Annotated in this window: 11 protein-coding genes; 6 read left to right on the top strand and 5 right to left on the bottom strand. The window is 61.1% G+C overall.

Features of this window, described 5'->3' with window-relative positions; genetic code table 11:
• The first annotated feature begins 197 nt into the window (after nucleotides 1-197).
• The 3 genes from BFQ00_RS01945 to BFQ00_RS01935 are packed head-to-tail and all read left to right on the top strand — an operon-like array spanning nucleotide 198 to nucleotide 3,763.
• Nucleotides 198-857: a paraquat-inducible protein A gene (locus BFQ00_RS01945; RefSeq protein ID WP_065888082.1), complete on the top strand. Its 660-nt coding sequence runs from the start codon at nucleotides 198-200 to the stop codon at nucleotides 855-857.
• Entirely contained in the window at nucleotides 844-1,467 is a 624-nt protein-coding gene (locus BFQ00_RS01940; RefSeq protein ID WP_065932469.1) for a paraquat-inducible protein A, read from the top strand. Before BFQ00_RS01945 ends, BFQ00_RS01940 begins: the two co-directional genes overlap by 14 nt.
• The gene (locus BFQ00_RS01935) at nucleotides 1,460-3,763 is read left to right on the top strand and encodes a PqiB family protein (protein ID WP_065932468.1); all 2,304 of its coding nucleotides are present in this window, start codon (nucleotides 1,460-1,462) and stop codon (nucleotides 3,761-3,763) included. Before BFQ00_RS01940 ends, BFQ00_RS01935 begins: the two co-directional genes overlap by 8 nt.
• A 176-nt stretch (nucleotides 3,764-3,939) precedes the next feature.
• On the opposite strand, the gene mksF is transcribed toward BFQ00_RS01935, so the two are convergent.
• Genes mksF through mksB form a run of 3 tightly spaced genes read right to left on the bottom strand, consistent with a single transcriptional unit; the run spans nucleotide 3,940 to nucleotide 8,751 of the window.
• On the bottom strand, nucleotides 3,940-6,780 hold the full coding sequence (mksF, locus tag BFQ00_RS01930) for an Mks condensin complex protein MksF (protein ID WP_065895811.1): 2,841 nt from the start codon (nucleotides 6,778-6,780) through the stop codon (nucleotides 3,940-3,942).
• Nucleotides 6,777-7,484, bottom strand: a complete 708-nt coding sequence (mksE, locus tag BFQ00_RS01925) for an Mks condensin complex protein MksE (protein WP_065891759.1) — start codon at nucleotides 7,482-7,484, stop codon at nucleotides 6,777-6,779. The genes mksF and mksE overlap by 4 nt, the downstream gene beginning before the upstream one ends.
• Nucleotides 7,474-8,751 carry an Mks condensin complex protein MksB gene (gene mksB, locus BFQ00_RS01920; protein WP_065932467.1) on the bottom strand — a complete coding sequence of 426 codons (1,278 nt, stop codon included), beginning with the start codon at nucleotides 8,749-8,751 and terminating at the stop codon, nucleotides 7,474-7,476. Before mksB ends, mksE begins: the two co-directional genes overlap by 11 nt.
• A gap of 187 nt (nucleotides 8,752-8,938) precedes the next feature.
• Here mksB and BFQ00_RS01915 point away from each other — a divergent pair, with 187 nt between their 5' ends.
• On the top strand, nucleotides 8,939-9,682 hold the full coding sequence (locus tag BFQ00_RS01915; RefSeq protein WP_065932466.1) for an energy transducer TonB: 744 nt from the start codon (nucleotides 8,939-8,941) through the stop codon (nucleotides 9,680-9,682).
• Entirely contained in the window at nucleotides 9,675-10,127 is a 453-nt protein-coding gene (rimI, locus tag BFQ00_RS01910) for a ribosomal protein S18-alanine N-acetyltransferase (RefSeq protein ID WP_003188286.1), read from the top strand. The genes BFQ00_RS01915 and rimI overlap by 8 nt, the downstream gene beginning before the upstream one ends.
• A gap of 271 nt (nucleotides 10,128-10,398) precedes the next feature.
• Here the strand turns inward: rimI and BFQ00_RS01905 are convergent, their stop codons facing one another.
• Nucleotides 10,399-10,803 (bottom strand): serine kinase/phosphatase, encoded by a 405-nt coding sequence (locus BFQ00_RS01905; protein ID WP_065932465.1) that lies wholly within the window; start codon nucleotides 10,801-10,803, stop codon nucleotides 10,399-10,401.
• Nucleotides 10,804-10,941: 138 nt separating this feature from the next.
• Between BFQ00_RS01905 and can the strand changes: the two genes are divergently transcribed.
• Nucleotides 10,942-11,586: a carbonate dehydratase gene (gene can / locus BFQ00_RS01900; protein WP_003188288.1), complete on the top strand. Its 645-nt coding sequence runs from the start codon at nucleotides 10,942-10,944 to the stop codon at nucleotides 11,584-11,586.
• Here the strand turns inward: can and BFQ00_RS01895 are convergent.
• On the bottom strand, nucleotides 11,583-12,107 hold the full coding sequence (locus BFQ00_RS01895; protein ID WP_065932464.1) for an SET domain-containing protein-lysine N-methyltransferase: 525 nt from the start codon (nucleotides 12,105-12,107) through the stop codon (nucleotides 11,583-11,585). The genes can and BFQ00_RS01895 overlap by 4 nt on opposite strands.
• Between the last annotated feature and the right edge of the window lie 22 nt (nucleotides 12,108-12,129).

Here is a 12,129-nt window from a genome sequence, read left to right as displayed (position 1 = left end):
GATGGTAGTGTGGGGTTTCCCCATGTGAGAGTAGGTCATCGTCAAGATTAAATTCCAGAACCCCTGTTTGCTAACGCAAACAGGGGTTTTGTTTTGGGCGCTCGAAAAGCGTTCCTCGCCGACAAATTTGCACAGTTATTTCTGAACCAGACCACTAGAATAGGTACCTAACCTTTTTTAGAGCCAGAGCCCTATTTATGCCCGATCCGGTTGATGCCCTCCAGGTGTCGGACTTACCGCTGGATGACTTGGTGGCATGCCATGAGTGCGACCTGCTGATGCGCAAGCCCGTGCTCGCCCTCGGTGAAAAAGCTCAATGCCCACGTTGTGGCTACGAGCTATACGCGCACCGTCACAATGTCGTTGAGCGAAGCCTCGCCCTGGTGCTGGCAGCTCTGTTGCTGTACATACCTGCGAATTTTTTACCCATCATGCAGCTCAATCTACTCGGGCAGTCCTCAGAGGACACCGTGTGGACCGGCGTGGTCGGCCTGTTCAACACCGGTATGCAAGGGGTTGCCATCGTGGTTTTCCTTTGCAGCATGGGTATTCCCCTGCTCAAATTGCTGTGCCAGTTGGCCGTGCTGCTCAGCATCCGCTGGAACATCGGTCGCAGTTATGGACTGCTGTTCTACCGCATCTACCACCATATGAAAGACTGGGGGATGCTGGAGGTCTACTTGATGGGCGTCCTGGTGGCGCTTGTGAAGCTTGCGGACATGGCCTCCATTACGCTCGGCCTGGGTCTGGCGTGCTTTGTCAGTCTTTTAATGGTCCAGGTCCTGCTCGAGGTGGTGATGTCACCCCATCAGATCTGGCAGGCGTTGTCGGGAGAGGATGACCATGCGGGCGATTGATGCGGGCATTCTGGTTTGTACGGAATGCCATGAGTTGAACAAGCAGGAAGCGGACGCCGATGAGCAACTCTGCAGCCGTTGCGGTGCGCTGATCCACGTACGTCGCCCCAATAGCCTCATACGTACCTGGGCATTGCTGATTACGGCGGCGATCCTGTATATCCCCGCCAACCTGCTGCCCATCATGACCGTCAACTCCCTCGGCCAGGGCGACCCCAGCACCATCATGTCCGGCGTGATCCAGTTGGTACAGCACGGCATGTTCCCTATCGCCGCCGTGGTGTTCATCGCCAGTATCCTGGTGCCTACGTTCAAGCTGGTGGGCATCGGCCTGCTGCTGTTTTCGGTACAGCGCCGTCAGCCGCTGTCCGCGCAACAACGCATTATCATGTACCGCTTTATCGAATTCATCGGTCGCTGGTCCATGCTGGATATCTTCGTGATCGCCATCCTGGTGGCGGTCGTAAACTTTGGGCGACTTGCCAGTGTCGAGGCCAATCTCGGCGCTGCAGCGTTCGCCAGTGTGGTGATCTTGACGATGCTTGCCGCAGTAACCTTCGATCCCCGACTGATTTGGGATAACACGGAGTCGGATGACGACCATGAGTGATTTGCCTAAAGCTAAAACCCGCCCTGCATCCAATTGGTCGGCCATCTGGGTGCTGCCGCTGATTGCCCTGATCATCGGTGGCTGGCTGGGTTGGCGTGCCTACTCCCAGCAAGGTCTCGAGATCCAGGTCCGCTTTGAAAGCGGCGAAGGCATTCAAGTCAACAAGACCGAGGTGGTCTACAAAGGCATGACGGTGGGTAAGGTCAAAGCCTTGGCGCTGGATGACGAAGGCAACAATCGCGGGGTGATTGCCACCATCGAGATGAACAAGGACGTCGAGCAATACCTCAGGACCAATACTCGCTTCTGGCTGGTCAAGCCCAGCGTCAGTCTCGCCGGTATCACCGGTTTGGAAACCCTCGTGTCGGGTAACTACATCGCCGCAAGCCCGGGGGATGGTGAGCCGACCCGCAAGTTCAAGGCGCTCTCCGAGGAGCCGCCGTTATCCGACGCCAAGCCAGGCCTGCACCTGACGCTCAAGGCTGATCGCCTGGGTTCGCTGAACCGTGGCAGCCCGGTGTTCTACAAGCAGATCCAGGTGGGGCAGGTCAAAAGCTACTTGTTGTCCGAGGACCACAGTACTGTCGAGATCAAGGTCTATATCGAACCGACCTATGCCAACCTGGTGCGCAAACACACGCGTTTCTGGAACGCCAGCGGCATCAGCATCGACGCCAATCTGTCGGGTGTGAAGGTTCGCAGCGAATCGCTTTCCAGCATCGTTGCCGGCGGTATCGCCTTTGTCACGCCGGAAAATCGCAAGGACAGCCCGCCAACCGACCCGAGCCTGCCGTTCCGCTTGTACGAAGATTTCGACGCCGCCGCCGCGGGCATCAAGGTCAAGGTCAAGCTCACCGATTTCGAAGGCCTGCAGGCTGGACGTACGCCCGTGATGTACAAGGGCATCGAGGTCGGCAGCCTGAAAACCCTGAAGATCGACCCGGACCTGTCCAGTGCCAGCGCTGAATTGACCCTCGACCCGCTGGCCGAAGACTATCTGGTGCAGGACACGCAATTCTGGGTGGTCAAACCGTCCATCTCCCTGGCCGGCATCACCGGCCTGGAGGCCTTGGTCAAAGGCAACTACATCGCCATCCGCCCCGGTGACAAGGGCACCGCGCCACAACGTGAATACGTGGCTCGCGCCAAGGCGCCACCGTTGGACCTGCGCTCCCCGGGCCTGCACATGGTGCTGCTCACCGACAACCTGGGCTCGCTGGATGTCGGCAGCCCGATTCTGTACAAGCAGGTCAAGGTCGGTTCGGTACAGAGCTACCAGTTCTCACGCAAGAAAAAGCAATTGGTGATCGGTGTTCACATCGAGAAAGAGTATGAAAGCCTGGTCAACGGTTCGACCCGTTTCTGGAATGCCAGCGGTGTCACCCTCACCGGCGGGCTGACCAGCGGTATCCAGGTGAAAAGCGAATCCCTGGCCAGCCTGATGGCCGGTGGTATTGCTTTTGAAACGCCGGAACCGAATGTGCCGCTGAAAAGGCACATCCCGCGTTTCCGCCTGTTTGCCGATCGCGACGCTGCCAATCAGCACGGCACGCTGGTCACCATCAAGGTCGACCGCGCCGACGGCTTGAGCCCTGGCACGCCGGTGCGCTTCAAAGGCCTGGACGTGGGCAAGATCGAAAGTGTGGACCTGAGTGCCGACATGCAATCAGTGCTGCTCAGCGCGCGTATCACTCAAGTGGCCGATCGCATTGCACGGGTGGGCAGTCAGTTCTGGGTGGTCAAGCCTGAATTGGGCCTGATGAAGACGGCGAATCTGCAGACCCTGGTTACCGGGCAGTACATCGAAGTGCAACCGGCGGCGAAAAACGCCGGCCCGCAGAAGAGTTTTGTCGCCCTTGCGCAACCGCCTGAGGCCGCACATCAGGAGGCTGGCCTGAAACTGACGCTCAGCGCCGCGCGCCGTGGTTCGCTCAAGGAAGGCGTGCCCGTCACCTACCGTGAAGTCACCGTGGGCAAAGTCACCGGCTATGAGTTGGGGCAGACCGCCGACCGTGTCCTGGTGCATATCCTTATCGAGCCCAAGTACGCACCCTTGGTCCGCAGTGGCAGCCGCTTCTGGAACACCAGCGGCTTCGGGCTCGACTTCGGCTTGTTCAAGGGCGCGACGGTGCGTACCGAGTCCCTGGAGACGCTGGTTGCCGGCGGTATTGCCTTTGCCACGCCTGATGGCGAACGCATGGGCAACCCGGCGCGGCCGCAGCAGACCTTTGCGCTGTTCGACAAGTTCGAGGATGAGTGGCTGACCTGGGCGCCCAAGATTCCACTGGGTAAGTAGACCGAGGCGCGGCCATCGGGGGCAAGCCCCCTCCCACGCTTTGAATGTATTCACACATCAGAATGTGGGAGGGGGCTTGCCCCCGATGAGGCCCTCAAATCCAACACAAAACCCCAGCCCACAAAAAAGGCCGCGATCCAGAAGATCGCGGCCTTTTTGCCTTTCAGCGCTACACGTCAGACTTCATCCAGCTCCGGCTCATCGGCCTGCACGTTAATCGTCGCCTTCACCGCATCATGTCGACGAATGTACTTCCAGTCCGCCTCATCAATGTAGATCCCGTTCGGCCCGCTGCCGCCTTCCAGGTCGATCGCCACCTGGGCGGACACCTGCGGCTTCACACTGGCCAGGATCGGCACGAAACCCAGCTGCAGGCTGGTTTCCAGCAACGCGGCCTGGTTCTTCTCATCGATATCCGCTGCCTCATCGAGGTAGTACGGCAAGCGCACGCGTCCGGCCTGCTCGCGGTCCATCAAGTGCAGCAACAAGTACATGTTGGTCAGCGCCTTGATGGTCATGGTGGTGCCGTTGGACGCGGCGCCATCGATGTCGGTATGAATCACCGGCTGGCCGTTGACCTTGGTGATCTCGAACGCCAGTTCGAACAAATCCTTGAGGCCCAGCTGGTTATGGTTGGCCGCCACCAGGCGGGCCAGGTATTCCTTGGCTTCTTCGTTCTTGTTGTCCTGCTCGGCACTCTGGCTGAGATCGAACACCGACAACGTCTCGCCTTCTTCATACTGACCGGCGCTGTGGATGATCTGGTCGATGTGCTTGAGGGCTTCCTTGTTCGGCGCCAGCACGATGCGAAAGCTCTGCAGGTTGGAGACCTGGCGCTTGTTGATCTCGCGGTTGAACAACGCCAGCTGGTGTTCCAGGCTGTCGTAGTCGCTGCGGATATTGCGCAAGGTCCGGGCGATATCCGTGACCGCTGCGCGGCGTGCCTTACCGAGTGTCAGGGCTTCGTCGGTACGGTGCGCATAGGCGTTGATCAGCAGTTGCAGACGACGCTCCATGTCATCCTCGCTGTCGAACTTGGCCACGCCCTTGAGGCGCACCTGCGCATACAGCGCTTCGATCTGGCCGTCGGCGCGCAGCAGACCTTGCCAGCTGTCCTGATAGTCGTTGAGCAGCGGCAGCAGGTTGTCCATGGAGTCGTCGACCGGGTCCATGAACGGCGTGCCGAAGGGCAGGTCCGCCGGCAATAACTGACGACGGCGCAAGGCGTCGTCCAGCGTGCGTTGCTTGGCTTCCATATCACCGATCTGGCGACCGACCAGTTGCAGCTTGGCCGACAACTGCTGGACGCGTTCGGTGAACGCATCACTGGAGCGCTTCAGTTCGTCCTGGGCCGCTTCCATCTGCGCCAGGTGTTCCAGCTTCTCGCCTTCTTCCGCACTCAGGGTTTGCGCACGGCGGAAGTCCTCCAGCGCCTTCTGCGCGTCGAGCACCTGCTGGTACAGCGCTTCGGTCTGGGTCTTGCTCGCGGCGCGGTCGGAGGCTACGGCTTGCTGAGTCTTGAGTTGCTTGAGCTCTTTTTCCAGACGCTCTTTCTGATCGCGCAGTGCCGCGCGATCGGCCAGCGCCTGCAACGCCGGTGGTTCGATATGCGAGATGTCGATGGACAGCCCCGGCACTTCGAAACGCTCGCCCTTGAAGCCATCGAGGATCTGCTCCAGGGATTTGACCCACTGGCCGTCCTCGTCCAGCGTGATGCCGTGCTCGCCCAGCGGCAGGCTGAACAACGAGCTGTTGAACAGGCGCATCAGGCGCTCGACGTCCTGCTGCGAAAATTCTTCGCGCAGCTTGGCGTAGCTGTTGTTGTCCGCGTGGTCCAGCTGCTGCTTGACCGACTTCAAGCGTTTTTCCAGGTCGCGCAGGCGCTCGTCCAAGTCCTCGGCGCTGAATTGCCGGGACTGCGCCAGGGCGCCCGCCAACTCGTCGTGAGCATCCTTGGCCGCGAGCAACTGCTGCTCCAGCACCCTCACATCATCGACCAGCGCAAAGCGATGCTTGAGCACCGACAGCTCGCCCAACCAACGCTGGATGCCACTGATCTCACGCTCCAGGCGCATCAGCTCCTGGGTGCCGCCGCGCTGGTCGTGCTGCAGCGCATCCTGCTCGTTGCGATAGTGCTCGGCCTGGATCGTCAGCTCTTCCTTGCGCGCACTGGCGTAGTCCGACCAGGTGCCCAGCAGCGAATCCAGCAACGGCGACAGGCGATGCAATTTGCCGCGCAAAATATCGCGCTGTTTCACACCATTGGCGAGCGCTTCGACCAACGGCCCGGCGGCCACCAGCGAGTGGTAGTCCTGCTCCATGCGCCGTACATCGCGGAAGGCTTCTTCGCACGCGGCGATGTAATCGACGCTGCCGGAACGCAAGCTGTGTTCGAACGCATCGAGGAACAATTGCTTGAGCTTGGCCGCAGTGATTTCGCGCATGTGCAGCAGGTTGATAAACAGCGCGCGGAACGTCTTCAGGCTTTGTTCGCTGGTGGAACGCAGGGGAATCAGCGTCAGGTCCAGCGGAATCGACGTATGGCCACCCACCAGCAAGCGCCGCAGTTCATCGGGCTTGAGTTCATAGGCTTTCAGGCCTTCGCGCTCAAGGTTGGTGAACAGTTCTTTCTGGCGCAGGCAGGTGTCGTTTTTCTGATAGTGGGCCAGGTCCAGCTTGCCGGCGTAGGCAAAGAACTGGTGACCGAAGCCTCCGCCCGGACCGCGCCCGACCACGCCGATCACGTGCGGGCCGTGGGGCAGCGAGACTTCTACCAGGATGTAGCTGGTGTCGGTGGCAAAATAGAAGCGCCGCGATTGCTCCAGGGTGTACTTGCCGAAACTCATGTCCGACATGCGCGCCAGGATCGGGAACTGCAAGGCGTTGATCGACGCGGATTTACCCAGGTTGTTCGCGCCATACACCGACAGCGGTTCTTCCAGCGGGAACAAGCCCAGGCTGTAGCCGGCGGTGTTCAACAGGGCGAAGCGGCGTATGCCGTAGCGTTCCTTACTCATGCGTCGGTCTCCTGTTCTTCGGCAATGGCGCGGGCGAGGGCGTCTTCTTCGCTTTCCTCAGCGAAGTCGCTCAGGTCCAGCGGGTCGTCGGTCTCCAGCAGTTTTTCATCGCTGTCTGCGTCGATGATCACCGGCACCGGCAGCGGCAATACGCTGTGCACGCTGGCGGCGAGGTCGCGGTCCTGCTGCACCGACAGGCACACGTCGAGGAATCGATGCATCGGTGGCAGGAAGCGATAGATGCCATTGTCTTCGCCGGCAAAGCCCAACTGAGTCATGCGCCGCATGATTTTTTCTTCGAGTTCTTCCTGGGTCTGCACTTCGGCCTGGATAAACAGGTCGCGGTACTTTTCCAGCAACGACGGCAGCTCATCGCGGCCCAGGCTGCCGCCATCGAGCACGGCGACCGGGTCGCGGCCCTGGTCGGCCAGGTGCTCGACGAGGATGAAGGTGAACAGGGCCAGACGCTGCGCAGTCTTGTTCACCTGCGCGCTGGCGATGGCCGAATCCGGCACGAAATAATAGAAACCACGGGTATCGCAGACCAGCTCGAAACCCAGGGCCTTGAACAGCGTGCGGTACTGGTCCTGGAAGTTCGACAGCTGTGCGTACAGCTCCGGGTCGCGACGGCTGACGTGGTAACCCTTGAACAGCTCGCGAAAGATCGGCGCCAGCTGGGACAGTTCGGATAGATCAAGATGCATAAGGCGTGCTCGCAGAATTCTCGGTGGCGTCAACGCCGGCCGGGAGCAGGGCGAAGGAGCGCAGGCTGACCTGGTGCTCGTGTGTGTGATAGTCGCGGCGCTCCAGGCGTTCGCGCTTGAAGCGTTTTTCCCGCGAGAGCCGCGAGAACCAGTACAGCAACTCGTCGGTGGCACCGTCCGGTTCCTGCTCCAGCAGCCAGGTCATCAGGTCCGGCATCGGCAGGGCGTCTTCGCAGCGCTCGAGCATTTCCTTGACCGTTCGCGGCGCGCGCTGGGCTTCGCCCTTGTGGGTTTTGTGCGCCTTGGGGAAACGCGCCGGTTTCGGTTCGAAATTGGCCAGGGCATACACATAGGCTTCCACCTGGCTTGCGCTACCCAGGAAGGTGCTTTGCGGGCGGGTGAACAGCGGCATGGCGGCCTGCGGCACCGCGTCCAGGCCTTTGCGGCGGATCGCCGACAGGGCCAGCGCCGCGCCACGGGTCACGGCATTGTGTCGGCGGGCCTCTTCGCGTAGCGGCAACAGCAGCTCGCGCGCATGGCGCAAGGTCAACTGGGCGCTGGTCTGCATCTCGAGGATGCGTGCATGGGTGCGCAGCAGCATGTCGTCGTCCACCAACTGGCCCAGGCGCTGCTGCTCGGTGAGCAGGCGCAGCAGCACATTCTCGACCTTGCGCACGCCTTGCTCGAACGCGCCGTCGGCGTTCACCAACTGGATCATCGGTTCGACGTATTCGTCCCAGGTGGCCAGCACCTCGGCGTAACGCTGGCGCAACGGGATCTGGCGGTCGCTGGTCTTGGCGCGGTCGGCCACGGCCGCGAGGGCCTGTTCGTCGTTGGCGAGTTTTTTCAGCACATCGCGCACGCGCATATCCAGCAGGCGCAGTTGGCGGGCCAGGTCGTGGCCATCGCGGATGTCGAAGGCGTCCTGGATATAACCGGCCAGGCGCTCGAGGTGGCGCAGGTAGGCTTCGATTTCCAGGCACAGGCCAAGCCGGTGCTCCTTGCGCAGATAAGCCAGGAAGTCGTGGATCTGCGCGTTGAGCTCGAAACGGTTCGGGCTCTTGGCGACAGGCACCAGGATATCCAGGCGAATCCACACGTCCAGCAGGCTGGTGATGTCCTGGGGCGTGCTGTCCAGTTGTTGGGCGGCCAGTTGCGCGCGCAGTTCGCTCAGGCTCAGGGTGCCTTGGTCGAAGTGTTCGCACAGTGGCTCAAGTAAGGCCCAGTGTTCGGCGAGGGCGCGCAGGACGCGCTTGGGTTCGATCATGGGAATGGCCGGCTGGTTGGCGATTAAAAGTCGCGATTGTACTGCATCGGGCGCGGGATTTATCCACAGCCGGTCAGTGTGCAGTGGGCGATTGTTGCCGAACAGCGGTAGAATCCCCGCTCTTTAGTTATCCACAAGTGGCCGAGCTGTGCTTATCGAGTCCCGACGTCGCGCTTACTTGAGCGCCATGCAGGTGGTCAACTGGCTGCCCCGCACCGAACTGCCGTTTGCCGCGCCCTCGCGGCCCGAGCTGTTGCAGGTGCCTGAGCCCTATGAGGCGTTCGAGCCTTCAGGCGAGGAAGCCGCCGCGCCGGTTGCGGTGGTCAAGCCTGTGCCCGACGTGCGGGCGACGGTGGAACGCACGAAAATCGAGGTGCCGCGCCCGTCACCTGTGGTCAAGGCGGTGGTTGCCGAGGAGGCGGCCCCGGTGGTCAAGGCCCCGGTGGTGCCGCCACCACGCTTTGCCCTGCAACTGCTGCGCGCGGGCCGTTGCCTGCTGCTGGTGGAATTGCCCACCGGCGAACGTTTCCAGTCGCGCGACCCCGCCTACCTGCTGCTCAAGGATATGCTGCGCGCCGCCGGCCTGCCCGACAGCCCGCAAATTGTCGGCGACCCGGTGCGCTGGCCGCTGTTGGTGCGCGGCACCATGGACCAGGGCCCGGAAGCCGCGCGGGATTTTGTACAGAGTTTTGTCTCGGCACGCCTGGAAGACGAACCTTGCGTATGCCTGTGGCTGATCGGCCTGCCCGCCGTGCGCTTTGCCGGTCAAGCCAATGCCGAAGCCTGGTACCGCGAATTGCAGGTAGAAAGCCTGGGTTCGGTCTGGGCGCTGCCCGGCCTGGAATTATTAATGGAAGAGCCACAGCGTAAGGCTGATGTCTGGCAAGCCATGCGCCGGCTGATGGCGCGCTGGAAAACAACCGATGAGTGAGGCTTTATCCTTTCGCCCGATGACCGAGGCCGACCTCGACGCCGTGCTGAAGATCGAATACGCAGCGTTCAGCCACCCCTGGACCCGTGGCATCTTTCTCGACGGCCTGGGCAAGTACCAGATCTGGCTGATGTTCGAAGGCGAGCAGCAGGTGGGGCATGGCGTGGTGCAGATCATCCTCGATGAGGCGCACCTGTTGAATATCACCGTCAAGCCGGAGAACCAGGGCCGAGGGTTGGGGTTGGCGCTGCTGGAACATTTGATGTCCCGCGCCTACGCGGCCAACGCTCGAGAGTGTTTCCTGGAAGTGCGTGACAGCAATACCGGCGCGTTTCGCCTGTATGAGCGCTATGGCTTCAACGAGATTGGCCGTCGCCGGGATTACTACCCTGCTGTGGGCGGCCGCGAAGACGCGGTCGTCATGGCCTGCACGTTAGTCGACTGAACACCGAAATCCATGTGGGAGGGGGCTTGCCCGCGATAACGGTGTATCAGTGACAGTTAAGTGCCTGACACACCGCTATCGGGGGCAAGCCCCCTCCCACATTTGATCGCGTTGTGTCAGCGCTTGCCGGTGAGCGGGCCAGATGGGGCGCCGGCGGGATTATTACCCGGCGGTGAATATGCGGTCGTCATGGCCTGCACGCCCGTTGTCTAAACACCGAAATCCATGTGGGAGGGGGCAAGCCCCCTCCCACATGTTGAACTGCGTGGTGTCAGCGCTTGCCGTTGAGCGGGTCCAGGTCGGCCAGTTCGGCCTCGTCCAGGCCATTTCCGCCGCCGATATCCTCTTCACCCACAACGCTCAGATCATAGTCAGCCGCGCTGTCTTCACCGGCTTCCCGCGCATCCCGCGCGCCATCTTCATGGATCAGGGTTTCCGGGCTCATATCGTCATCGGTCGACTCATGATCATCCGTCGAAGCGCCGGTCATGCCGGCTTCGCGCACCCGCTCTTCGGGCATCAGGTGCTCGCGCTCGTCACGCGGTATTTCATCGCCGATCTGGGCCGTCTGGTCTTCTTCATCAAAATCGAGCTCGCGCATCGAACCCATGCGGTCTTCGTTATCATCAATCGGTTCGGGCTGCGCAGCGTCGTAGGGACGTCGTGATTCAGTCATGGCCAATCCTCATACTGTGGGGCTTATAGTGAGTGGACAGGCTGTGTGCCCCAAAGATTCAAGCTAATTTGCGCCGCGCGTGACCCGGACGAGGGCTTGTCAGTCACAAAACTGCGCATCATTCCTGAGGCTTCCCTGATGAACGAACTACAAGACCTGCTAGATAACAACGAACGCTGGGCGGATGCGATCAAACAGGAAGATCCCGAATTCTTCGCCAAGCTCGCCCGCCAGCAAACCCCGGAATACCTGTGGATCGGTTGCTCCGATGCCCGTGTACCGGCCAATGAAATCGTCGGCATGTTGCCCGGTGACCTGTTCGTGCACCGCAACGTGGCCAACGTGGTGCTGCACACTGACCTCAACTGCCTGTCGGTGATCCAGTACGCCGTCGATGTGCTCAAGGTCAAACACATCCTCGTCACCGGCCACTATGGCTGCGGCGGCGTGCGTGCCTCGATGCAGGACCGCCAGTTCGGCCTGATCGACGGCTGGCTGCGCACCATTCGTGATCTCTACTACGAAAATCGCGACGTCCTGGCCCAGTTGCCCACCGAAGAAGAGCGCGTAGACCGCATGTGCGAGCTGAACGTGATTCAGCAGGTGGCGAACGTCGGCCATACCAGCATTGTGCAAAACGCCTGGCACCGCGGGCAGAGCCTGTCGATTCATGGCTGCATCTACGGCATCAAGGATGGCCGCTGGAAGAGCTTGAACACCACCATCAGTGGCTTCGAGCAGCTGCCGCCGCAGTACCGTCTGCGGCCGCTGGGCGAAGCCTAAGACCGTTGATGCTCGCGCCACCAGGCCATGTAGGCCTGGCCTTCGGCGTTCAACGGCTCCTTGCTGCCGGTGATCCAGCCCCGGCAGTTCGGCTCGCCGCAATGGCAGCCGAACTGCCGGAACAGCGCGTCTTCGGTTGCGGCGTAATCAACCGTCAACGCGGTACCGACGGGGACGGGCTGTGCAGTCCACAGTTCCAGGTAAGTGGTGTCCAGGAACACGTTTGGGCTGCACGAATGCTGCAACAGGCCGCAGAACCAGGCGTCGTACAAGTGAATGCGTGGCGATAGCTGCAGCGTATGCCGGCGGCGTTCGCTGACGGCATACCCGCAAATCCTGGCGATGCGCACGCCTTTGCCGAAGGCGACGCGGGCCTTGATGACGGCGGGCGTCCCCTGAGTGCCTTGCACGATCTGGAAGTGTTCGCTCGAGGGGTAACCCTCGTCGACACCCAGCGTCTTGAACGGGTAAAGGCTGTCAAACACAGCCGCTTCAGCCTTATCCCTGGCGCGAGTTTTCATCACTCTCCTCCTAGGGCTGCAT

The sequence above is a fragment of the Pseudomonas sp. 28 E 9 genome, assembly GCF_900004785.1.
GTDB lineage: Bacteria > Pseudomonadota > Gammaproteobacteria > Pseudomonadales > Pseudomonadaceae > Aquipseudomonas > Aquipseudomonas orientalis_A.
The sequence above is the reverse complement of the archived record's forward strand: the minus strand, read 5'-3'. Positions and strand labels throughout refer to the sequence as shown.